The 22,803-nt window shown below is 38.5% G+C and carries 22 protein-coding genes; 13 read left to right on the top strand and 9 right to left on the bottom strand.

What is annotated here, in order from left to right; all coding sequences use genetic code 11:
- Positions 1-44: 44 nt before the first annotated feature.
- The 8 genes from ACYPZI_RS05710 to ACYPZI_RS05745 all read right to left on the bottom strand — a co-directional run bounded on the left by ACYPZI_RS05710 (position 45) and on the right by ACYPZI_RS05745 (position 6,088).
- Entirely contained in the window at positions 45-494 is a 450-nt protein-coding gene (locus ACYPZI_RS05710; protein WP_459599508.1) for a cupin domain-containing protein, read from the bottom strand.
- Positions 495-541: 47 nt separating this feature from the next.
- A complete protein-coding gene (locus ACYPZI_RS05715; RefSeq protein WP_459599510.1) occupies positions 542-991 on the bottom strand; it encodes a GNAT family N-acetyltransferase in 450 nt (149 codons plus the stop codon).
- The gene (gene hisD / locus ACYPZI_RS05720; protein ID WP_459599512.1) at positions 991-2,274 is read right to left on the bottom strand and encodes a histidinol dehydrogenase; all 1,284 of its coding nucleotides are present in this window, start codon (positions 2,272-2,274) and stop codon (positions 991-993) included. Before hisD ends, ACYPZI_RS05715 begins: the two co-directional genes overlap by 1 nt.
- 257 nt (positions 2,275-2,531) lie before the next feature.
- Positions 2,532-3,386, bottom strand: coding sequence for an ATP phosphoribosyltransferase (gene hisG / locus ACYPZI_RS05725; protein ID WP_459599514.1), 855 nt, complete (start codon positions 3,384-3,386; stop codon positions 2,532-2,534).
- 210 nt (positions 3,387-3,596) lie between these two features.
- A complete protein-coding gene (locus ACYPZI_RS05730) occupies positions 3,597-4,052 on the bottom strand; it encodes a hypothetical protein (RefSeq protein WP_459599516.1) in 456 nt (151 codons plus the stop codon).
- Between the two features lie 42 nt (positions 4,053-4,094).
- Positions 4,095-4,427 (bottom strand): hypothetical protein, encoded by a 333-nt coding sequence (locus tag ACYPZI_RS05735; protein WP_459599518.1) that lies wholly within the window; start codon positions 4,425-4,427, stop codon positions 4,095-4,097.
- Positions 4,428-4,481: 54 nt separating this feature from the next.
- Entirely contained in the window at positions 4,482-5,033 is a 552-nt protein-coding gene (locus ACYPZI_RS05740) for an RNA polymerase sigma factor (RefSeq protein ID WP_459599520.1), read from the bottom strand.
- A 20-nt stretch (positions 5,034-5,053) separates the two neighbouring features.
- Positions 5,054-6,088 (bottom strand): tetratricopeptide repeat protein, encoded by a 1,035-nt coding sequence (locus ACYPZI_RS05745; RefSeq protein WP_459599522.1) that lies wholly within the window; start codon positions 6,086-6,088, stop codon positions 5,054-5,056.
- Between the two features lie 421 nt (positions 6,089-6,509).
- Here ACYPZI_RS05745 and ACYPZI_RS05750 point away from each other — a divergent pair, with 421 nt between their 5' ends.
- The 4 genes from ACYPZI_RS05750 to ACYPZI_RS05765 all read left to right on the top strand — a co-directional run bounded on the left by ACYPZI_RS05750 (position 6,510) and on the right by ACYPZI_RS05765 (position 13,962).
- Positions 6,510-8,780 carry an aconitate hydratase gene (locus ACYPZI_RS05750; RefSeq protein WP_459599524.1) on the top strand — a complete coding sequence of 757 codons (2,271 nt, stop codon included), beginning with the start codon at positions 6,510-6,512 and terminating at the stop codon, positions 8,778-8,780.
- A gap of 709 nt (positions 8,781-9,489) precedes the next feature.
- Positions 9,490-10,854, top strand: coding sequence for a citrate synthase (locus ACYPZI_RS05755; protein ID WP_459599526.1), 1,365 nt, complete (start codon positions 9,490-9,492; stop codon positions 10,852-10,854).
- 87 nt (positions 10,855-10,941) lie between these two features.
- A complete protein-coding gene (locus ACYPZI_RS05760) occupies positions 10,942-11,655 on the top strand; it encodes a head GIN domain-containing protein (protein WP_459599528.1) in 714 nt (237 codons plus the stop codon).
- Between the two features lie 186 nt (positions 11,656-11,841).
- Positions 11,842-13,962, top strand: a complete 2,121-nt coding sequence (locus ACYPZI_RS05765) for a discoidin domain-containing protein (protein WP_459599530.1) — start codon at positions 11,842-11,844, stop codon at positions 13,960-13,962.
- Between the two features lie 71 nt (positions 13,963-14,033).
- Here the strand turns inward: ACYPZI_RS05765 and ACYPZI_RS05770 are convergent, their stop codons facing one another.
- Complete coding sequence (locus tag ACYPZI_RS05770) at positions 14,034-14,309, bottom strand: hypothetical protein (protein ID WP_459599532.1); 276 nt, start codon at positions 14,307-14,309, stop codon at positions 14,034-14,036.
- Positions 14,310-14,625: 316 nt separating this feature from the next.
- Between ACYPZI_RS05770 and mce the strand changes: the two genes are divergently transcribed.
- The 9 genes from mce to smpB all read left to right on the top strand — a co-directional run bounded on the left by mce (position 14,626) and on the right by smpB (position 22,779).
- The gene (gene mce / locus ACYPZI_RS05775; protein WP_459599534.1) at positions 14,626-15,039 is read left to right on the top strand and encodes a methylmalonyl-CoA epimerase; all 414 of its coding nucleotides are present in this window, start codon (positions 14,626-14,628) and stop codon (positions 15,037-15,039) included.
- 83 nt (positions 15,040-15,122) lie between these two features.
- A complete protein-coding gene (locus ACYPZI_RS05780) occupies positions 15,123-16,676 on the top strand; it encodes an acyl-CoA carboxylase subunit beta (RefSeq protein ID WP_459599536.1) in 1,554 nt (517 codons plus the stop codon).
- 108 nt (positions 16,677-16,784) lie between these two features.
- On the top strand, positions 16,785-16,961 hold the full coding sequence (locus ACYPZI_RS05785; RefSeq protein WP_459599538.1) for a hypothetical protein: 177 nt from the start codon (positions 16,785-16,787) through the stop codon (positions 16,959-16,961).
- A 17-nt stretch (positions 16,962-16,978) separates the two neighbouring features.
- The gene (locus ACYPZI_RS05790) at positions 16,979-17,431 is read left to right on the top strand and encodes a biotin/lipoyl-containing protein (protein ID WP_459599540.1); all 453 of its coding nucleotides are present in this window, start codon (positions 16,979-16,981) and stop codon (positions 17,429-17,431) included.
- Between the two features lie 239 nt (positions 17,432-17,670).
- Positions 17,671-19,545, top strand: coding sequence for an alpha-L-fucosidase (locus ACYPZI_RS05795; protein WP_459599542.1), 1,875 nt, complete (start codon positions 17,671-17,673; stop codon positions 19,543-19,545).
- A 63-nt stretch (positions 19,546-19,608) separates the two neighbouring features.
- A complete protein-coding gene (locus ACYPZI_RS05800) occupies positions 19,609-20,205 on the top strand; it encodes a hypothetical protein (RefSeq protein WP_459599544.1) in 597 nt (198 codons plus the stop codon).
- Positions 20,202-20,759 carry a hypothetical protein gene (locus ACYPZI_RS05805; protein WP_459599546.1) on the top strand — a complete coding sequence of 186 codons (558 nt, stop codon included), beginning with the start codon at positions 20,202-20,204 and terminating at the stop codon, positions 20,757-20,759. The genes ACYPZI_RS05800 and ACYPZI_RS05805 overlap by 4 nt, the downstream gene beginning before the upstream one ends.
- Before the next feature lie 114 nt (positions 20,760-20,873).
- On the top strand, positions 20,874-22,187 hold the full coding sequence (gene der / locus ACYPZI_RS05810) for a ribosome biogenesis GTPase Der (RefSeq protein ID WP_459599548.1): 1,314 nt from the start codon (positions 20,874-20,876) through the stop codon (positions 22,185-22,187).
- Between the two features lie 139 nt (positions 22,188-22,326).
- Positions 22,327-22,779 carry an SsrA-binding protein gene (gene smpB, locus ACYPZI_RS05815; protein ID WP_459599550.1) on the top strand — a complete coding sequence of 151 codons (453 nt, stop codon included), beginning with the start codon at positions 22,327-22,329 and terminating at the stop codon, positions 22,777-22,779.
- Positions 22,780-22,803: the final 24 nt, after the last annotated feature.

A 22,803-nucleotide genomic window follows, 5' to 3' on the forward strand; every position in this document is an offset into this window, starting at 1 on the left:
TCTATAAATATAGAAAGATTTTCAAGAAAATCAGTGTTCCTATCTTATTTTGGTTCGTATGTTGTTACTACGAATATTATAAGAGGTTCGTCACCGGTATTAATTATTGAGTGATAATTGTTCTCTCCCTGAATAGAAGTTACGTTTCCTTTTTTCAGATTGAACTTTCGGGTAATTTTATCCAAACCTTCACGTTCGATATATTCCCCTTCACCATGTACAATTACATAAAGCTCCTGTTCTTTTTTGCTGCCATGCTCGTGAAATCCCGCCTGGTCGCCTTTGTTCAGTAACACCATATAGGTACCTATGCGGTTATTTACCAGTTCACCTTTTTCGAAGACAGAGAGCATATAAACCACTCCGTTTCCGCCATACATCGGGTCACGTTTTTCTACGTCTATTGCTGTTCGTTGAGGCTTGCCAAAGGGTATCAGGCTAATATCTATATATTTTGATACAGTTTCCAGAACTTGTTTTTTCTCGTTTTCCATTATAAAATAATATATTTAAAGATTCAAAAAATTAAAGATTTAAAGATTTAAAAATTGGCAAGAGTAAGATCTTTTTCCATTTCATAATGGGGAATGCCTACTTCTTCAAATTCATCCCCCATTATTTTGTAACTATATTTTTTGTAAAAGCCAACAGCCACTTTACGGGCGTGCAGGGTAATTTTTTCAAAACCTTCTTTTGTAGCCACGTATTCGGCAAAAGCAAGCATAGCTGTTCCTAATCCGGACTTTTGGACAGTATCGTTTACAGCCATTTGCCGGAGTTTTCCTGTTTTATTGTCCAAAGGGGTGAGTATGCAGCATGCTACGATATGTTGATTGTCGGACGAGCGTATTGCGAGCAAGAAATCGTCTTTGTCCTTCTCCAGATCTTCTTGGGTAAAAGTCAATCCCAGAGGCTCACGCAATATTTTAGTTCGCAGGGCGAGCATCTCACCGTATTCAGGGCTTCCGTATTTTATTATTTGAGGATGCATTATTCTTTCTTTTTTAGTCTCAAAGTTACTGCATTTTTGTGAGCAAACAACTCTTCATTCTCTGCCATAATCTCAATAGTTGGTCCAAGGTTTTGTATTCCTTCTTTGGTTATCTCCTGAAAAGTGATCTTTTTGATAAAACTATCCAGATTGACACCGCTATATGCTGTTGCATAGCCATTTGTGGGTAAAGTATGATTGGTTCCGGATGCATAGTCGCCTGCACTTTCAGGGGTGTAATGCCCCAAAAAAATAGATCCCGCATTGATTATTTTATCAGCAATATTCATATGTCCGGCAGTTTCAATAATCAGGTGTTCGGGAGCATATTGATTGGTAATATCTATTATTTCCTGTTCATCTTTCAATAGAATCAGTTTACTGTTTTGAAGAGCTTTTTCTGCTGTTAGCCGACGTGGTAATTCAGCCAATTGACGCTCTATTTCCAAAGAAACTTTTGAGATAAAAGATTCGCTTGTTGTGGTCAATATTACCTGGCTGTCGGCTCCATGTTCCGCTTGCGATAACAAGTCGGCAGCTACAAAAGCCGGATTTGCTGTCTCGTCTGCTATAACCTGTACTTCCGATGGCCCGGCCGGCATATCGATAGCTACGTCTTTAAGGCTTACGAATTGCTTTGCCGCCATTACATACTGATTGCCCGGCCCGAATATTTTATATACTTTAGGGATTGATTCCGTGCCGTAGGCCATTGCCCCGATAGCCTGAATACCTCCGGCTTTGAATATTTTGCTTACTCCTGCTTCTTTTGCCGAGTAAAGAATGGCAGGATGTATTTTTCCTTCTTTATCAGGCGGAGAACATAGTACAATTTCACTACATCCGGCTATTTTTGCAGGGATGGCTAGCATCAATACTGTAGAGAATAAAGGGGCTGTACCTCCCGGTATGTACAGGCCTACTTTTTCTATCGCTACGGCTTTTTGCCAACAGGTAACACCCGGAGTTGTTTCTATTTTCTTTGTATCAAAGATTTGGCTGCGATGAAAAATTTCGATATTCTTTTTCGCTTGCAGGATAGCAGCTTTCAGTTCTTTAGGAACGAGCGTTTCGGCTTCGTCTATTTCTTCCTGAGTGACAGCAAGAGAAGATAACTTGACTTTGTCGAATTTTTCTCCGTATTCCAATACCGTTTTATCGCCACCGTTCTTAATGTCGTCCAGTACAGTACTTACTGTATTATTAAGTGATGATGTATCGAATACGGGACGAGCCAGTATTTTTGTCCACTCCGACCGACCGGGATATTTTATGATTTGCATGATTTGTCTTTGATTCTTTTTTCAACAAACTATATACATTAGAGTTTATATTTAATAAAAGATTATTCTATTTATTTACAGGTGTTTATACATAGTTGATTTTTTAACCACAGAGTTGCACCGAGTTAAATATCACGGAGTTACACCGTGATACACCGTGAACCATAACTCCGTGCAACTCTGTGGTTAATTTATTGTTTATGAAATCCATAAATCTTTATTCTATATAATATCTATTAATATCTGTAATTCTTGTATCATAATATCATTTTTTCGATCGGCAAGACGAGTATTCCTTCTGCGCCCAATCCTTTCAGTTTGTTGATAACTTCCCAAAAACGTTTATCTTCCACAACTGATTGTACCGAGCACCAGCCTTTAGTCGCCAATGGTGTGACAGTAGGGCTGCGCATTCCGGGGAGGATATCAAATATTTCGTTTAGCTTGTCTTCCGGTGCGTTCAAAAGTACGTATTTTTTACCTTCCGCATTTTGAACGGCTTCTATCCTGAATATCAATTCATCCAAAATATCTTTTTTCTCCCGGGATAAGTTTTTTGCGGCAATGAGCAAGGCTTCCGAGCGCATGACGACTTCTACTTCCTTTAGGCGGTTGCTGACAAGTGTTCCACCTGAGCTGACAATGTCAAAGATAGCGTCGGATAATCCTATACTTGGTGATATTTCTACAGATCCGGAGATAATATGTATTTCCGAATTGATATTCTGTTTTTTTAGATATTTTTTTAATATGAAAGGGTAGGAGGTGGCGATCTTTTTCCCTTCGAACCATTTTATATCCTGATAGTCTTCATCTTTTGGTATGGCTAAAGACAAACGGCATTTGCTGAATCCGAGACGCTTAACAATGTCTGCATTTTCGTTTTTTTCTACAAATTCGTTTTCCCCGACTACGCCTATATCGGCCACACCTGTTGCTACTGCTTGGGGAATGTCGTCGTCACGCAAGAAGAGTATTTCTACCGGAAAATCTTTCGCCGGAATGAGAAGCGTCCGTTTGATGTTATTTAACTTTATACCTGCCTCCTGAAGCAGTTCCATTGTTTCTTCAAATAACCGGCCTTTCGATTGTACTGCAATTCTTAATACCATTATATTCGTTTTATATTATATAAAAAATAAAAGCCTACCATTCCGGTAAGCTCTCACTATATATTTTGCAGACATCACATCAATATATGTTACTTACCTTTTGGTAGTAATAAAAAATGATGATGATGTGCTTTATTGTTCATATAAAATTATTCTATGAAACAAAAGTATATATTATTTGTAATAAAACAAACTTTTTGCTAATTATTTTTATCTGCGGCCTCCTTCGCGTTGCTGATGATCTTTTAAAAGTTTTTCGTTAAACTTCTGATCGGCAATTCTGTACCGTTCCACTTTTTCGGCAGAAAGCACCTGGCTGAATTTTTTATAATATTCAACCTGCAATTGGGTAGCCCTTTGTTCCGATTCCAGGTTTAACTGGGTAATCCTTTTGTAGTCGGCGTCGGTTTTATTTTCCTTCCGCTTCAGTTCCTGCGTTTCTTTTCTGGCTTCCCTGTTTACTGCAAATTTCTTTTGCATAAATTCCGCTTCCAAAGGAAGGAATGCTTTGGCTTCGGTATCGGTTAGGCTTAATTCCTTTTTAAGGTATTCTGCCTTTTCTTTTTTTATAGCTTCTATGTCAAAGCCTCTTCTGCCATCCTGTGCATTTATGGAAAATGAGAAGCAAAACACTAAAAATAATAATAAAATACTCTTTGCTTTCATATGCTTGTTTTAAATCTTTCTATCTGTTGATTTGCAATTACTTTAATAATTATATACCATTTCTTTATACTGTGACTTTACCACTTCGTCCTTTAGAAAGAGGAAATAATCATCTTCAAGGGAAGATGAAAGGTTTGAAGATATAGTCACATTAGGATCAACTTTGCCGCTTTTCTCCAAAACACCGGTGGTAAAGAGTACTCCGCAGAATATAGCCGCAGCTGCAGTCCAAGGCAATACCTTCTTCCATAATGGAACTATCCTGGCTTTATTTTCTTTGGCCGGAAGACTTTCCATTATGCTACGATTAAAGTCCTCAAAATAGTTTTCAGGAACTTTAAACGGATTCTTTGTTTTATCAAATTTATCCAACATGATTACTTTATACTTAAAACTCTATAATAATAGACTATAATTAGTTTAAAAGGTTTAATGCTCCGTTGATAAAAAATCTTCAATTTTTTTTACCGCATGATGATAGGATGCTTTTAGCGCACCAACAGAGGTTTCCAGAATATCCGACATTTCTTCATATTTCATTTCGTTGAAATACTTCATGTTAAATACGATCCGTTGTTTCTCAGGTAATGTAAGTATTGCTTTTTGCAATATTAGTTGAGCCTCATCCCCATCAAAATACTCATCTCCTTCAAGTTTCGATAATAAGAAAGAGTCTGTATCGTCTACTGAAATATTATTTTGTACACGTTGTTTATTCAAAAACGTAATAGCTTCATTCACTGCAATGCGATATAGCCATGTCGAAAGTTTCGAATCTCCTCTAAAATTATCTATACTGGTCCACACTTTAATAAATGTATTCTGAAGAACATCATTGGCATCGTCATGGCTCAATACGATTTTTCGTATCTGCCAATATAGAGGCTCGCTGTATTCTTTTACCAGCTCAGAAAAAGCAGATTGCTGAGTTTCTGCATTCTGCACCCTTTTTATAAGATTACTCTCAGTCTCTTGTGACATTATATTTATGCGTCATATTTTTATAAATCTGAATCATCACCCAACTCTTCTTCATCCTCTTCCATCTGGCTTTGCCCGTGTTCGAACCATTCAATGAAATTGTCTACTTGAGTTTTATTTTTGTCCCACCATGAAAGCGATTCCGGGAAATAGGCAACACTAATATATTTACAATATGTATCGAAGTGTCCTGAACCTAAGATCTCTTCATAGGTAGGTACAAAGAAATACCAAAGTAGCCCGCTCTGCGTATCGTTTTGCAATTGAGATAAAGAGAAAAATATCAATTTAGAGGCTTCTACAAAGAAGTTGTATTGGTCTTTATCGCTATACTTTGCTTTTATATTCTGTATTTCCTTATAAATAGCCTGACGGTCTACCCCTTCTTCCATAGAAAGGTTTTCCGATCCTGTTTCCAATTTTGCATTGAGAATGTCCAACATCTCACTAAACGCATCTTTCGAACGTTCGGTATTCGGTTCTAATAGCAGGAAAAAATGAAAGGAGTAAAAACTTTGAAGCCATCTTCCCATATCGTTTAGTGCATAGCCATATAACAGGAATGCACTGGCATGTGTAGCATCGATTTCAATGGCTTTGCGTAAATGCAATACAGCCATTGGATTATTTTTACTATTGAAATAACATAGCCCTAAATTAAAATGAAGAAGATATTCATCTCCACATCGCGACACAGCTTCATTCAGGGTTTTAATGGCCTCACCCATTTTGTCACTATTAGCCAAAGCCGTTCCTTTTACTATATAGGCATCCATCAATAGGGGTTGAAAACCGGAGGTTATAACTTTTGAACTCAGACTTAATGCTTTACTGTAATCTTTTAATTGGAGATAGGAAAGCGACATCTCATAAACGGCAGACATGGAATTCGGATTCTCTGCCAGTGCTTTCTCATAAAATTCTATTGCCTCTTTATACTGCCCTTTGTCATGAAGGCTAACTCCCTGCCTTATCAGTTTCTCTGACGGTGTTTGAGCGCTGACATTGATAAAAGAGCCGGATAATATTAATAATATAACGAGGATATATTTCATGCTAAAATCTATTTTAGTTACAAAAATAAGAAAAACCTTTAAAAAGCAGCGCTCTCTTGAAATTCTTAGACTTTTTTAAAACATGCAGGTTTAATGATTTTTCTGTTGAATTGAAAAAATATACTTGTTTGGAAGTCGTCTAGACTTTTCAACTTTTACCATCTTTTGTCATTTTGAGGAACGAAAAATCTCCTTTTCGAGATGTTTCACTATCGTTCAACATGACAAAGAGGATCAGAAATGAATAAAAAAGACTAGTTTACAAAAAGTCTAGACGGCTTCTTGTTATAAATATTATCGAACAGTATATAAATTAAATTGTTAGACATAACAGTCCAACTGAATGTTTTTTTATTACATTTGCCTTTACCCCTAAAATGCTATATAGATAGAACTAAAAAATAAATTAAATAGAAAGACTATGACAGAAATCCGGATTTTTGATATAGAGATGATTCGTAAGGTTTACGAGTCTTACCCATCAAAAGTTAGAGAGGCCAGAGATATTTTGAAGAGACCTTTGACTTTAAGTGAAAAAATACTGTATGCCCACTTATCCATAGAAGAGCCTGTTAAAGACTATGTCCGTGTCAAAGATTATGTAAACTTTTCGCCCGATAGGGTTGCTATGCAGGATGCAACAGCTCAAATGGCCTTATTACAATTGATGAATTCCGGGCGGTCAAAAGTTGCGGTGCCGTCCACAGCACATTGTGACCACCTCATTCAGGCTTTTAAATCGGCTAAAGAGGATTTAAATATTGCAGAAACAACGAACAAAGAAGTTTATGATTTCCTTAGCGCCGTATCTGATAAATTCGGTATCGGTTTCTGGAAGCCGGGCGCCGGTATTATTCACCAGGTAGTGTTCGAAAATTATGCTTTCCCCGGAGGTATGATGATCGGTACCGATTCACATACACCGAACGCCGGAGGATTGGGCATGATAGCTATCGGGGTAGGTGGCGCCGATGCCGTCGATGTAATGGCCGGTATGCCGTGGGAGTTGAAAATGCCAAAACTAATTGGTGTTAAATTAACAGGAAGACTTTCAGGTTGGGCATCGCCAAAAGATGTGATTTTGAAACTGGCGGGAATACTTACCGTAAAGGGTGGAACGAATGCTATTATTGAATATTTTGGAGAAGGAACGGCATCGTTATCTGCTACCGGAAAAGGGACTATTTGTAATATGGGAGCCGAAGTAGGAGCTACTACTTCTATATTTCCATACGACAAAAAATCATCTGACTACCTGAAAGCTACAGGCAGAACAGAAATTGCCGCATTAGCAGACCGGTTGGCAGATTATCTTACTCCTGACATGGAAGTTGTGAGCGAGCCGGATAAATATTTTGATGAAGTAATCGAAATAGATTTGTCTGCTCTCGAACCATATGTGAATGGGCCGTTTACACCCGATGCAGCTCATCCTATTTCACAATTTGCTAAGGTCGTAAAAGAAAAAGGGTACCCTCAGGTTATGGAAGTAGGATTGATTGGCTCATGTACTAATTCTTCCTATGAAGATCTCTCGCGGGCTGTGTCTATTGTAAAAGATGCAAAGAATAAAAATATTAAGGTAAAAGCCCGGTTCATTATCAATCCGGGTTCGGAACAGGTTCGTTATACTGCCGAACGGGATGGCATATTGCCTTTGTTTGAGGAGGTCGGCGCAACCATTATGGCAAATGCCTGCGGACCATGTATCGGTCAGTGGAAAAGGGAATCGGAGAATCCTGAGCGTTCAAACTCTATTGTGACTTCTTTCAACCGTAATTTCGCGAAACGGAATGATGGAAATCCGAATACCCATGCTTTTGTCGCATCGCCGGAGATTGTCGCAGCTTTGAGTATTGCCGGAGACCTGTGTTTTAATCCGATGACGGATACTTTGCTGAATGGGAACGGAGAGAGAGTCAAACTGCAAGAGCCTGACGGGTACGAGCTTCCTCCGAGAGGCTATGGAATGGAAGATTCGGGATATTTGGCTCCGGTCGAAGATAGTTCACATATTGTTGTGAAAATAGCGCCGGACTCTCAACGATTGCAGGAATTACATCCTTTTCCTGTATGGAATGGGAAAGATATAATAGAACAGCCTTTGTTGATAAAGGTGAAAGGTAAATGTACCACCGACCATATATCTATGGCAGGACCGTGGTTGCGTTTTCGCGGACATTTGGATAATATCTCTGATAATATGTTGATCGGAGCAGTCAATGCTTTCAATAATAAAACGAACGCAGTGTTGGATACTGAAACGGGAGAGTATATTGCCGTGCCCGGGCTGGCAAGGAAATTTAAGGCAGAAGGTTTGGGATCGGTTGTAGTCGCCGAAGAAAACTACGGGGAAGGTTCATCCCGCGAACATGCCGCGATGGAACCACGTTTCCTGAATGTGAAAGCTATTTTGGTGAAATCTTTCGCCCGTATCCATGAAACAAACTTGAAGAAACAAGGAATGCTGGCTATTACATTCATAAACAAGGAGGATTATGACAGGGTGAAAGAGGATGATAAGATCAGTATAATTGGTTTGACTAACTTCGAGCCGGGGAAAAATCTTATTGTCGAACTTATTCATAAAGACGGTACGAGAGACGTGTTCGAAGTCGCCCACACTTATAACGAAACTCAAATAGAGTGGTTCAAAGCGGGGAGTGCACTGAATTATATGAAAGGAAAGTGATTTAAAGATTTAAAGATTCAAAGATTCAAAGATTGTTCGGCGAGGGTTTTATCTATAGATATAGGGATAATTAGATAATTTGAAAATTAGCGAATTTGAAAATGTGAAAATGGCGCGAAGCGACAGTAACAGTCATCAGTCATCAGTTAACAATGGCGCGAAGCGGCAAAGGCTAACAGCTAATGGCTAATTGAGTGTGGAGTTTGTTACATTTTAGTTAAACAGTTACGAGTAGACGAGATACGAGGTACGAGTTGTTGACTGCTGACTGTCGCACGTCATTGCGAGGGTTCGCCCGAAGCAATCCATTAATAATCAATACTCTGGATTGCTTCACTCCGTTCGCAATGACGAAAAGGCCTTGCTTACTGATAACTGTTGACTGATGACTGTAGAAGTTTGTTACTTTTTAGTTAAATTCTGGTTTGTCATGCTGACGACAGGAAGCATCTCCTGTCTCCCGGGGATCGGGATCCTTCCCTGCGGTCAGGATGACAAAGAGGGTAGCCGCGCGAGCAGGGGCTAACAGCTAATGGCTAACAGCTAATGGCTAATTGAGTGTGGAGTTTGTTACTTTTTAGTTAAAAAGTTACGAGTTGTTCACTGACTACTGACTACTGACTACTAACTACTGATAACTGTAGAAGTTTGTTACATTTTAGTTAAAAGGGAAAGAATTTAAAATATAAAATATAAAATATAAATTACGATGGATAGATTAAATAACAATGAGATAGTAAAGCAAATATCAAGTACGGTAAGTAACACTTGTAATATAGAGAACGAACTCTTTCAGAAGTTTAGTGTAAAACGGGGTTTGCGTAATGAAGATCACACGGGAGTAGTAGTGGGATTGACTAAAGTAGGCGATGTTGTCGGTTATGATCGCGATGCCGAAGGTAATACGTATCCTATTCCGGGGAAGTTAATGTATCGCGGAATTAGTCTTGAGGATGTAGTGAAAGGTGCCCAGAAAGAGGATCGTTTGGGATTTGAAGAAGTTGTTTATCTCATTCTTTCGGGAAATCTTCCTGATAAAAAAGAATTAGCCGATTTCACGAGCCTGTTGAGTAAAACGATGGATCTGAATTCAAAGATCGTAATGCATATACTCGACCTTGTGGGTAACGATATTATGAATTATTTGTCGCGTTGTGTTCTCGAACTGTATACATTCGACGAAAATCCGGACGATATATCTCCGGAAAACCTCATAAAACAGTCGCTCAATCTGGTCGCCACGTTCCCTACTATTGTCGCTTATGCACACAATGCTTTAAGGCACAGCAAAGGACAATCGTTGCATATCCGCCATCCACAACCGAATGTTTCGCTGGCTGAAAACTTTTTGTATATGATAAAAGGGCATAACTATACACCACTGGATGTGAAGATACTCGACTTGGCTATGATGGTTCATGCCGACCATGGTGGTGGCAATAATTCTACATTCACGGTTCGTGTAACAAGCTCAGCCGGAACGGATACATATTCGGCGGTCGCGGCAGGTATCGGCTCCTTGAAAGGGCCTTTGCACGGTGGCGCCAATTTGAAAGTAGGAGATATGTTGAGGCATATCAAGAAGAACGTAAAAGATTGGACAAATGTAGAAGAGGTAGATGCCTATATTATGAAAATTTTGAATAAGAAAGCATATAATAAGACAGGCTTGTTCTACGGTATAGGCCATGCTATATATACAATATCCGATCCCCGTACAGTCTTGCTGAAAGAAATGGCCCGTGATTTGGCTATAGAAAAAGGGCGTGAGGATGAATTTAATTTTATGAGTCTGCTGGAAGAGCGTGCTATCTACAATTTTATGGAATTAAAAGGCAAAAATGTGAAGAAGCAGGTTTGTGCCAATGTCGATTTCTATTCCGGATTTGTTTATGATATGATCGGTTTACCGCAAGAAATCTATACCCCTTTGTTTGCTATGGCTCGTATAGTTGGTTGGTGTGCGCATCGTATAGAAGAGTTGAACTTCAAACAAAAACGCATTATTCGTCCGGCATATAAAAATGCAGGGGAAATCAAGGAGTATATCCCGCTAAAGGACAGGAATAAGTAAAAGGTTCTTGTATTTTTTTAAGAATAATTGTAACTAAATGGAGTTTTGTGCGTCATATTTATAAAGCGCTAATCAAAAAATATAGAAATGAAATCAATTTTATACACAATCGGTATTGCTTTAATAGCTTTAGCCTTGAATTCATGTTCTTTCAACTCGGTAAGAGGTAGTGGAACGTTAGTAAGTAATGAGGTTAGTATTCCCGATTATAAAGGGATCGATTTTGGCGGTGGCGCCACTATGGTCTATGAACAAAAGCCCGGATCACCGTATCTGCGGATAGAAACCGATGACAATATATACCCATTGCTGCGGGTTGAAGTAAGAGATGGCACTTTGTATATAGGCAGTTCAGAAAATATCAACCCTACAAAATTCAATATATATACCAACTCTTCTACATTAGAATATTTAGGAGCCAGTGGTTCTATAAAGGCCATACTGAAAGGAAAACTAGAGACTTCGTTCTTAGATATAGATGTATCCGGTAGCGGCAATATAACAGCAGAAGAGCTTATCTGCGGAACATTGCGAACAAAAGTTTCAGGATCGGGCGACTTCTTTGTAACAGGAAAAGCATCGAGCGTAGATAGCCGTATTTCCGGAAGTGGAAAGGTTATGGCTACAGAACTTATAGCAGATACGGTTTCTTGTTCAGTTTCCGGTAGTGGCGATTTCTTTGTGACAGCTCAAAAATATCTGAATGTGAGTATTTCCGGAAGTGGAAGCGTGAAGTATAAAGGTAATCCTCAGATAGATCAGTCTATATCAGGCTCAGGGAGAATATCGAGATTGGAGTGAATTGTCGTTTAAAATAATTTAGCTCAACCGTCATAGAATCAAAATCTATGGCGGTTGAGTTTTTTGTTGGGTTCAGCAAGAATATCATTTTGAGTAAAATAAAAGGCGAATATAGGAATTTCATACTGAGGATTTCATCTTTATTTGCAAGTGTATTAACCTTTTTATTAAATAAAACTGTTTACCATGAACATGAAAAACAAATCGATTTTATACCTTGTTCTAAGTATTTTGTTCTGTGGGTTCTTTTCTTGTACCGACAAAGATGACGACCCTCGGAATGAGATTGCTCAATTGAGCGATGTGGTTCTTAAACAAACAATAAATGGCTCGGAGTCTTTAGATCTTACAGAAATCAATACAGAGCTTATTTTTGTGTCGCGACTTACATTTAATGAAAAGTCTATACAATGGCCTACACCTGCATTGGAACAAGCTTTTAATAAGATTTTCGACTTGTCGGAAGATGATATATCCGTTACTGATGCTCAGGATTCCAAAGTTTCTTCAGTAAATATTACTATAGACGATAAGAATAATGTGAAGGTGGCATTTACTAAGGTTGCCGGTTCTTATGGTTATATGGAATCTTCGACTTTCAAGATCAGTATAAAGACCAGAATTAGGGCAGATGCTTCATCGGAGGAGTTGAAGGCCTTTAATGATAACGGATTCAGTAGCCAGAGTCTTTTTTATGGTGAATCTTCGGAGGTGAATCTTAAGTCTAATACTATTTCTATTATATCCAAAATCGATTCTGATAATTTTTATGATGTTAAAGGTGACCCTAAGAATAGTAATTATCCATATAAGTTGAATGTGGTTTATTTCGTTCCTTCCGATATACAGGAAAATCCGGGTTATAAAAAACGCATCAGCACATTGTTGCTAAAACATCAGTTATTTATCTGTAAATGGATGAAGCATTGGGGTTACGAAGAAAAAAGCTTTGGCCTTTTTTTAGATGAAAATGGTATGGTTGAGATTATCGTGGTTCCTGGCGAAGGCAAAAAAGCGGATTATCCTTATGCTTCAAATATTAGCGCCGGAAAAATGATTAATGAGATAAACCAATACTACACAGACAACAAGCTAACAAAATATAGCGAACACATACTTGTGATAACTGCAACCAATGGAGATATTTCTGAAACTCCGTTTTATGGCTATGGAAGATGGTGCTTTGCTCTGGATTATCCGGGTATGTCTTATGATTTGTACAATATAGACCCTATCACAAATGCACCAGTGAATTCAACGCCACTCACCACATCTCTGATAGGAGGCTTGTTTCATGAGTTGGGACACGGGCTCAATGCACCGCATGTCGGCCCTACCTTTACGCAAAAAAATGATCCTGCATTTGGAATGTCTTTAATGGGAGCCGGTAATCAGACTTATGGCAAAATTCCTACTTTTATGCATCCGGCAACAGCAGCAATAATGAACAATTGTCAAGTTTCATCTTTGACCAATAAAAAATTCTATGAAGTAACAACGGCTTCTGTGAAAATTAACGGAGTAACAATCAATGGCAATAAATGTACAATCAAAGGGGATTTCACAGCTTCAGCTAATGTAACTGATGTAATTGTTCGTTTCTATAATGCAACTGAGGCATTTTTGGGTGGTTCCTCGGGTTATACAAGTGTAGCTTTTGTTGCTAAACCTACTGGAAATAACTTTGAGTTAACAATGTCTATCGAGGAATTGAGAGTCAATAACTTTGAATATAGAATCGGGGCAACTATATTGATGGAAAACGGAACAACTAAAAGCACATCTCTACCTTATGTGTACCGGTTAGTAACTGCCGGGTCGAGCTATACACTCGAATCAGAGGATATAATAAATAATGGAGATTGGAGCGTGACAACATCTCATCCGCTTCCAAAAGATGATGCTATATCTAATGCCCCCGGTAGTTTGGTAGATGGCGACTTGTCTACTTGTTTGTCAATGGTAAAACCTGGTAAGAGTTATGAGGGTGTTTCCGTTCCTCAAGGGGCTGAGGTGTATGCAATAATTGATTTTAAGAAGCAAATTGAGTTTAATACAATTATTTTGACTAATAGAAACTTCCAAATATATCTAAACGCAAAAGAGGTATCTTTTTACGGAAGTAATGATGGGAATGTATACACTCCTGTCAAGATTGAAGTCGATCTGCCTGATCCCAAGGAGAATATTATTGCATTGGGAGGAACAGTTAAATGTCAATATTTGAAAATGACTTTTGATAAATGGGATAGTTCTCAGGGAAGTACAATTCAATTTGCCGAATTAGGATTAAAGAATCAAAAATAAAGAAATAAGTTAATTCTTCAACGAAAAAAAAGCGTCTTGAAAACCGAGGCGCCTTTTTCGTTTTAATACACTTACTGTCCTATTTGAGTTTTAATGTAGTCGTTGGCATCGTCTTCGCAAAGAAAATATAATAGTCCTTTAAACTCAAACGGGAAAGAAATTTTGCCTAGAGGTAAATGGAATCGTTTCTTTTCGCATTCGATCGAAAAGTTTTCATGAGTAGTAGTCGTGAAATTATACACTTCATCCGGGCTACTGATTCTAAATACCTTAATCGATAACTTTTGGGGATCAACCCGGTACAAGATACCCCCTGTTTTTAATTTTAAAGCATCTTTTATTCTCATGATAACCTGTTTTTAGATGGGATAATAATACTATACAAAATATTAACGATTAAATGCTATGGATTGTTTGATGATATTGTTATTTTAATATTAAATTAACAGTGGAACGGGTAGATATCTATTGTCGTGAAATAGTGCTCGCGCAAGATGCTTCTTCTGGCGAAAACGATCATTTAGAAACTTATTTAATAGTCTTGTAAACTATTTGATACTATGTGTATAGTTGAGGTTTTTTTACCGTATTAATTTCGTTGTCTTATTATTTAGTAGTACCTTTGCGGCGAACTAAATAATAACTTTTTATTCAGATAAAATCATGGATATTTCACACATTGAACATTTAGGTATTGCCGTAAAAAGCATCGAAGAGCAACTTCCTTATTACGAAGGCGTGTTGGGTCTTAAATGCTATAGCATCGAGGTTGTAGAAGACCAAAAAGTGAAGACTGCATTTTTTAAAGTGGGACAGACTAAAATAGAGCTTCTTGAGCCTACAAGTCCTGACAGTACAATCGCTAAATTTATCGAAAAAAGAGGAGAAGGCATCCATCATATAGCATGGTGCGTTCAAGATGGTGTTGCTAATGCATTGGCAGAAGTAGAAGCAAAAGGTGTACAGTTGATAGATAAAGCGCCTCGCCGTGGAGCTGAAGGCCTTGATATCGCTTTCCTTCATCCTAAATCTACAGGTAGTGTTCTTACCGAATTTTGTGAAACTCCTCAAAAATAATGGAGATGGCTTTGTTGCAATCGCAGCAGAGTCATTTTTATGTAAAGACTTTAATTTTAATTTAGAATTTAAAATATAAAAACATGAGCCAACTTGAAAAAGTAAAAGAGCTGATAGAACTTCGTGCCAAAGCTCGTCTTGGTGGAGGTGAAAAAAGAATAGAAGCTCAGCATGCAAAAGGCAAATACACAGCACGCGAACGTATTGCTATCCTTCTCGATGAAGGTAGTTTCGAGGAATTCGATATGTTCGTTGAACATCGTAGTACAAACTTCGGCATGGATAAACAAAAATTCCTTGGCGACGGTGTTGTTACAGGTTGTGGAACTATCGAAGGTCGCTTGGTTTACGTATTTGCTCAGGACTTTACTGTAATTGGAGGATCATTGTCCGAGACTATGGCGTTGAAAATATGTAAAGTAATGGATATGGCAATGAAAGTAGGCGCTCCGGTAATCGGTATTAACGACTCGGGTGGCGCACGTATTCAGGAAGGTGTAAATGCTTTGGCCGGTTATGCGGAAATTTTCCAGCGCAATATTCTTGCTTCAGGGGTTGTTCCACAGATTTCAGGTATATTTGGGCCATGTGCCGGTGGTGCGGTTTATTCGCCTGCTTTGACTGACTTTACTTTGATGACAGAAGGAACTTCTTATATGTTCCTTACAGGTCCTAAAGTTGTAAAAACTGTAACCGGTGAAGATGTAACACAGGAAGAACTTGGAGGAGCCAGCGTTCATACTACAAAATCAGGTGTAGCTCATTTTTCTGTTTCTAATGAAGATGACGGTTTATCTCTTATTCGTCAACTGTACGGTTTCCTTCCTCAAAACAATATGGAAGAAGCACCTCGCAAAGAGTGTACAGATCCGATTGCCAGAATGGAAGATTCGTTGAACGAAATTATACCGGACAATCCAAATAAACCATACGACATGTTCGAGGTAATAGGCGCTGTTGTCGACAACGGAGAATTCCTTGAAGTACATGGCAACTATGCTAAGAATATTATTGTAGGATTTGCCCGCATGAACGGTCAATCTGTTGGTGTAGTCGCAAACCAACCTAAATATCTTGCCGGAGTATTAGATATCAATGCTTCACGCAAGGCCGCGCGTTTTGTTCGCTTCTGTGATGCATTCAATATTCCATTGGTGACATTGGTTGACGTTCCGGGATTCCTTCCGGGTACAGGCCAGGAATACGGTGGGGTAATTACTCATGGCGCAAAACTCCTTTATGCTTATGGAGAAGCCACAGTACCTAAGGTAACTGTAACTCTTCGTAAATCTTACGGAGGATCTCACATTGTAATGAGCTGTAAACAACTTCGCGGAGACCTTAACTATGCATGGCCAACAGCAGAAATTGCTGTAATGGGTGGTGAAGGTGCTGCTGAGGTTCTTTATGCAAAAGAAATTAAAGATGCCGGGGATAAAGCGAAAGAGGTTAAAGCAGAAAAAGTTGCGGAATATAACAAGCTATTCAGTAACCCATACAATGCTGCCCGTTATGGTTATATCGATGATGTGATTGAACCACGTAACACTCGTTTCCGTGTAATCCGTGCTTTGGAACAATTGAGAACTAAAAAGCAAATTAATCCTGCTAAGAAGCATGATAACTTGCCTCTATAATCCATAAAGTGAAATTTTAAAAATTAAAGATTTAACAATTTAAACAAATACTTTGATTATTAAATCTTTAAATATTAAATTTTTAAACATCACAAAAGAAAAAATAAGATGAGCGATCAAAATATAACGACAGAAGTATTAGCCGCTATTGCAATGGCTATATACGATATGCAGGATCAACACGATGTGGAGAGCAATGTTTTGACTATTAAACATGTATCGCAAGATAATCTGCCATGGGTAGATAGAAGTTCTTTAATGCTTCAAATGCCAGTTAGAAAATAAAAAATAGAGAAATTATTATGAAACAATTCATATATAGAATTAACGGTCAAGAATACGTTGTTGCCGTAAATAAAATGGATGACTCTCTTGCAGAAGTAGCTGTAAATGGAGCTAACTACAAAGTAGAGTTGGTAAATAATGAGGAAGTTACCCTTGTTTCCCGTCCGACAGTGAAATCCCCGGTAGCTGCAACTGCGGCTCCCGCGCCTAAAGCAACAGCTTCGGCGCCTGCAACTAAACCCGCAGGCGGTGGCGGTGCAGGTAGTGTGAAATCTCCACTTCCCGGTATCATTATCGATGTATTGGTAAACGTTGGCGACGAAGTGAAAAAAGGTCAGACGGTAGTGATGCTTGAGGCTATGAAAATGGAAAATGCTATCCAAGCTCCTCAAGATGGAAAAATAACAGAAGTTTGTGTAAATAAAGGTGATTCTGTGCTGGAAGGGGTTATCCTTGTATCAGTAGGATAATCTCTTATTAAAATAAATTAAAAAGAGGTTGTCCCAAAAGTAAAACAACACAATCAACGTGTTACTCTCTTTGTCATCCTGAGTGCAACGAAGGATCTCATTCCTCCGGACACGAGATGTTTCACTCCGTTCAACATGACAAGAGATAGTTAAAAATACTTTTGGGACGGCTTCTTTTTGTTTTGATAAAACTAATTAAATGATTACCTTAGAGGCGATTTTTATCCTAAACATACTACATGAAAACAAATTTAAAGTTCATTTTATTACTATTCTTGGTTGTCTCTTTATTCTCTGTTGCGCAGAATAATTCTATTAAACCATACGGTGTTTTACCTACTAAATATCAGGTAGATTGGCAGAAAATGGAGTATTATATGTTTATCCATTTCGGTCCGAATACATTCACTAATGTAGAGTGGGGCAACGGGAAAGAAGATCCGAAGGTATTTAACCCGACTGACGTTGACTGCCGTCAATGGGCGGCAACAGCCAAAGCTGCCGGTATGACGGGAATAATCATTACAGCAAAGCATCACGATGGTTTCTGCCTGTGGCCTAGTAAGTATAGCACACATACTGTACGTGAAAGTCCCTGGAAAGATGGAAAGGGAGATGTTTTGAGAGAACTATCCGATGCCTGTCGTGAGTATGGACTAAAATTCGGAGTTTATTTATCCCCGTGGGATCAGAACCACCCCGACTATGGTACACCTCAATATAATCAGATATTTGCGAACACACTGAATGAAGTCTTGTCCTCGTATGGAGAAGTTTTTGAGCAATGGTTCGATGGCGCCAATGGTGAAGGTCATGGCGGGAAGAAGCAGGTCTATAACTGGGATTTGTTCCATGAAACAGTATATCGTAACCAGCCTCAGGCCATAATATTTAGCGATGTGGGTCCGGGATGCCGCTGGATGGGAAATGAACGGGGCGTAGCAGGAGAAACAAACTGGTCTACATTAAATATAACCGGATTTGGCCCGGGAAGGGCTGCTCCGCCTGCAAAGATTTTGAATACAGGAGATCAGGGAGGGGAAGCATGGGTTCCTGCCGAAACTGATGTCTCTATTCGTCCGGGATGGTTCTATAGCCCGGAAACAAATGATAAAGTAAAATCGGTGGAAAAACTGATGGATATTTACTATACATCAATAGGACGTAATTCGAACCTGTTGCTGAATGTACCTCCTGACCGTAGTGGACGTATTCATGCCGCCGATTCCACCCGTCTGATGGAGTTTCGCAGGGCGAGAGAGGAAACTTTTGCAGACAACCTGGCAATAAAGGCTTCAGTAAAAGCGAGCAATACCAGAAAAGGTTCAGACTCATGGAATAGATTCGAGGCATACAATGTGCTTGACGATAACTACGATACTTACTGGACGACCAATGACAATGAATTGAATCCTTCAATTGAAATTGATCTGAAGAAGGCCCAAACTATCAATAGGTTACTGTTGCAGGAATATATTCCTTCAGGGCAGCGCGTTGAATCCTTTACTGTTAAATTTTGGGATGCAAATGCGAAAGCCTGGATAGATTTGGCTAAAGAAACAACAATAGGATATAAGCGTATATTACGTTTTCCTGCCATATCTGCCAGGAAGCTGAAAATTGAATTTAAAGCTTTAGCTTGTCCGGTTATCAGCACCGTCGGAATTTATAATGCGCCGGAACTTATTGTTACAGAAAAGGTCGTAGATAATAAGAATAAAATAGATATAAAAGACTGGACGTTAATATCGCCCCAATCTTTAGAATCCGCGATCACGAATGAGGACGGTGCTTATTTCTTGAAAATAGAAAAGAATACACCGCTGATAGTCGATTTGGGTAATAATTATAAGTTTAGTAGTTTTTCTTACACTCCTCTGTCCAAAGAACAATCTTCGAATATCTTGAAATATAATTTCTATATTAGTACTGATGGTAAGAATTGGACGAAGCTTAAAGAGAATGCGATGTTTAATAATATTGCAAATAGTCCTGTCGTACAATATGTAAGTTTATCGGAGGAGGTTGAATCTCGTTATTTAAAACTGGAACCGTTGGAAACAGCAGATGGTGGAGATATTTATTTTGTCGCAGGACTCGATATATATAAATAACGATACAGGCTCAGGAGAAAAAGGGAATTTGATTATCTTTACAAGCAGAAAACAAAGTTGAAAATGAAAAAAATAGTATACCTGGTTGTACTTATCTGTCTTGTTTTTACAGCTTGTAGTAGTGATAGTGAGGAAGATTATATTTATAAAGTTCGTTATAGAGATCTTTCAAGTCTTGCTATATATGCGGGTGAAGCTGCCGGCCCTGTAAATGTGCAATACAATAATCTGAAAAGGACAGAACTTGCCCGTCACTACTTTGCAGGACTTTATAATCACCTTTTACATGATTCGCTTAGTATCCAGTTTAATGGCGATTTGATAACGTATCAGTATCCGGAATCGAGAAGTAGACGGAAGATTGTTTCAAAGTATGCTTACCGTAATGATTCCCTTTTTGCTATAAAAACAGATGGTACTTATTTATTTGCTGCTATGGGGAATAATCGCGATAGTCTTTACCGCCGGTTAAGTTTGGTTATGTATCCCTATGTAGTAGCTCCGGATGTTTATAGAGATACGGTCGTTATATCTGATCAGCCGTTCGATTATAAAAAAGATATGGCTTCGTTGCCGTTGACTAAATACACTTCATTGGATGATTTAAAAGCAGATGGAGATACTATCGTTTGGTGTAATGTAAAATATCTATTTCAATGATGTATAGAATAAATCTTTTTAGAAATATATTATTATTGGGACTTACTTTGGTATTTTTTCATGCCTGTGGAAACGATGATGATACAAACTCATTACGATATAAGAACTCGAAATATATTAAGTTTGAAGTATATGCAGGTTCTGATAATGGTGGCGTATTAATTAATAAGAAAGTAGACTCGGTAAGATATTTTAATGCAGTAATGGAATCTTTTACAAATGCTATGATCTCATTTGATGCAAATCGCATTTTGGTAGGACAGGTGAGTATTTCGGAAAGTAGCCCTTATAAATTTGAAAACGGATTGTTGTATATTTACAATGATGGACTTTGGCAATATTTCGGTTATGGAAATACGGGCAATGTCACTGTCCGGCAAAATTATGTAGCATATAAGCAAAATGGAGGTGCGATACAGCGTTTCCGTGGGCCATCCCAAGAGTCTTACACAGTGGAGGAGGCTGCGATAAATACACCATTTAAAGAATTGTCCGGTATGGGAAAAAAAGCCGATACATTGATCGTTTGTACCCGGGATTCGTATTTTAAATAAAAAGAAAAAATGTTATAATGATAAAGGTTTGCTCAAGGCAAACCTTTTCTGTTTAAAGTATAATCCGAAAAAAAACGTACCTTTGCACAAATTCACAGATTAGGATTATTATTTATGGGAAATTTAGTAGCTATAGTAGGCCGTCCGAATGTAGGAAAGTCGACGCTGTTCAACCGTCTGACTGAAAGCCGTCAGGCTATCGTTGACGAAACATCGGGCACAACACGCGACCGCCAGTATGGAAAAGTAGAGTGGGGGAAGCAGGAATTTTCCCTTGTAGATACCGGAGGATGGGTTGTTAATTCAGACGATATATTCGAAAGCGAGATAAATAAGCAAGTTTCAATAGCCATTGAGGAGGCAGATGTTATTCTTTTTTTGGTAGATGTTACCAATGGCCTTACCGATTTGGATTCATCTGTAGCCAATATGTTGCGTCGGTCTAAAAAACCGATACTTCTTGTATCTAACAAGGCCGATAACTTTGTGCAACATGCCGAATCGGCGGAGTTTTATGCCTTAGGATTAGGTGATCCTATTAATATTTCGGCAATAAACGGTGCGGGAACAGGTGATCTGTTGGATCTTATTTTGACCAAATTTACAAAAAAAGGAGAGGATGAGCCATTAGAAGAAATACCCCGTATTGCTATCGTGGGACGTCCGAACGCAGGGAAATCATCTTTCGTAAATGCACTTATCGGAGAAGAAAGAAACATTGTCACCAATATTGCAGGAACTACCCGCGACTCTATTTATACCCGGTTCGATAAGTTCGGGATGGACTTCTACCTTGTTGATACTGCCGGTATTCGCAAGAAAGGGAAAGTGACCGAAGATCTCGAATATTATTCGGTAATCCGCTCTATAAAGGCAATAGAAAATTCCGATGTGTGTGTGTTGATGATAGACGCTACACAAGGTATAGAGAGTCAGGATATGAATATTTTCTCGTTGATACAGAAAAACCGTAAAGGTTTGGTCGTTTGTGTAAACAAATGGGATTTGGTGGAAAATAAGGAGCAGGTGGTCATTAAAACCTTTGAAGCAGCCATCCGTAACAGATTGGCGCCGTTTACGGATTTTCCAATAATTTTTGCATCTGCACTCACTAAGCAGCGTATTCTGAAAGTGTTGGAAGTAGCGAAAGAAGTTTATGCCCGCCGGGAAACTAAAATTCCGACTCATAAACTGAACGAGGTATTGTTGCCTATCATTGAACATACGCCTCCTCCGGCAAATAAAGGGAAGTATATAAAAATTAAATATATAACTCAGTTGCCGAATACGCATGTTCCTACGTTTGTGTTTTTCTGTAATCTTCCGCAATGGATTAAAGATCCGTACAAACGTTTCCTGGAAAACCGTATCCGTGATAATTGGGATTTGTCGGGCACGCCAATCAATATTATTATCAGGGAGAAGTAGTAAAAGAGTAAAAAAAGAGAAGAGGGATGACGAATAATCATTCCTCTTTTTATATTTCACTGAAAGAAGTGAACAAATAGGACTATCTAATGCTGATATTTCTTATTTTTGTAAGTTTAAATATATCTTGAGCTTAATTATGACTCAACCATCAATCAACATAAAGAATAAACGTGCCGGTTTCGATTATGAGTTTGTTGAAACTTTCACTGCCGGAATTGTACTTACAGGAACAGAAATCAAGTCGATCCGTTTAGGTAAAGCTAGTCTGGTAGATACTTTCTGCATGTTTGAAAAGAATGAACTGTGGGTGCGCAATATGTATATAGCCGAATATTTTTATGGTTCGTACAATAATCATGCTGCCCGCCGCGACCGTAAGCTATTATTGAATAAGAAAGAACTGAAAAGAATAGAGCGTTTAGTTAAAGAAACCGGATATACGATTGTGCCGACCCGTCTTTTCTTAAACGAAAGAGGCTTGGCGAAAGTTGTAATAGCTGTTGCCCGTGGTAAAAAACAGTATGATAAACGTCAATCTCTTCGCGAGAAAGATGATAAACGTGCTATGGACCGTGCTATGAAGTTTTAATATAAGATAAGATTTAGGTTTCTC

This window comes from Dysgonomonas reticulitermitis (assembly GCF_054601275.1).

Coding starts and splice junctions, on each gene's coding strand:
- hisD (WP_459599512.1), bottom strand. CDS start 2,274: ATGCAAATCATAAAATATCCCGGTCGGTCGGAGTGGACAAAAATACTG.
- ACYPZI_RS05780 (WP_459599536.1), top strand. CDS start 15,123: ATGAGCCAACTTGAAAAAGTAAAAGAGCTGATAGAACTTCGTGCCAAA.
- ACYPZI_RS05805 (WP_459599546.1), top strand. CDS start 20,202: ATGATGTATAGAATAAATCTTTTTAGAAATATATTATTATTGGGACTT.
- der (WP_459599548.1), top strand. CDS start 20,874: ATGGGAAATTTAGTAGCTATAGTAGGCCGTCCGAATGTAGGAAAGTCG.
- ACYPZI_RS05745 (WP_459599522.1), bottom strand. CDS start 6,088: ATGAAATATATCCTCGTTATATTATTAATATTATCCGGCTCTTTTATC.
- ACYPZI_RS05765 (WP_459599530.1), top strand. CDS start 11,842: ATGAACATGAAAAACAAATCGATTTTATACCTTGTTCTAAGTATTTTG.
- ACYPZI_RS05790 (WP_459599540.1), top strand. CDS start 16,979: ATGAAACAATTCATATATAGAATTAACGGTCAAGAATACGTTGTTGCC.
- ACYPZI_RS05795 (WP_459599542.1), top strand. CDS start 17,671: ATGAAAACAAATTTAAAGTTCATTTTATTACTATTCTTGGTTGTCTCT.
- ACYPZI_RS05715 (WP_459599510.1), bottom strand. CDS start 991: ATGCATCCTCAAATAATAAAATACGGAAGCCCTGAATACGGTGAGATG.
- ACYPZI_RS05710 (WP_459599508.1), bottom strand. CDS start 494: ATGGAAAACGAGAAAAAACAAGTTCTGGAAACTGTATCAAAATATATA.
- smpB (WP_459599550.1), top strand. CDS start 22,327: ATGACTCAACCATCAATCAACATAAAGAATAAACGTGCCGGTTTCGAT.
- ACYPZI_RS05740 (WP_459599520.1), bottom strand. CDS start 5,033: ATGTCACAAGAGACTGAGAGTAATCTTATAAAAAGGGTGCAGAATGCA.
- ACYPZI_RS05770 (WP_459599532.1), bottom strand. CDS start 14,309: ATGAGAATAAAAGATGCTTTAAAATTAAAAACAGGGGGTATCTTGTAC.
- ACYPZI_RS05730 (WP_459599516.1), bottom strand. CDS start 4,052: ATGAAAGCAAAGAGTATTTTATTATTATTTTTAGTGTTTTGCTTCTCA.
- mce (WP_459599534.1), top strand. CDS start 14,626: ATGGATATTTCACACATTGAACATTTAGGTATTGCCGTAAAAAGCATC.
- ACYPZI_RS05750 (WP_459599524.1), top strand. CDS start 6,510: ATGACAGAAATCCGGATTTTTGATATAGAGATGATTCGTAAGGTTTAC.
- hisG (WP_459599514.1), bottom strand. CDS start 3,386: ATGGTATTAAGAATTGCAGTACAATCGAAAGGCCGGTTATTTGAAGAA.
- ACYPZI_RS05755 (WP_459599526.1), top strand. CDS start 9,490: ATGGATAGATTAAATAACAATGAGATAGTAAAGCAAATATCAAGTACG.
- ACYPZI_RS05800 (WP_459599544.1), top strand. CDS start 19,609: ATGAAAAAAATAGTATACCTGGTTGTACTTATCTGTCTTGTTTTTACA.
- ACYPZI_RS05760 (WP_459599528.1), top strand. CDS start 10,942: ATGAAATCAATTTTATACACAATCGGTATTGCTTTAATAGCTTTAGCC.
- ACYPZI_RS05785 (WP_459599538.1), top strand. CDS start 16,785: ATGAGCGATCAAAATATAACGACAGAAGTATTAGCCGCTATTGCAATG.
- ACYPZI_RS05735 (WP_459599518.1), bottom strand. CDS start 4,427: ATGTTGGATAAATTTGATAAAACAAAGAATCCGTTTAAAGTTCCTGAA.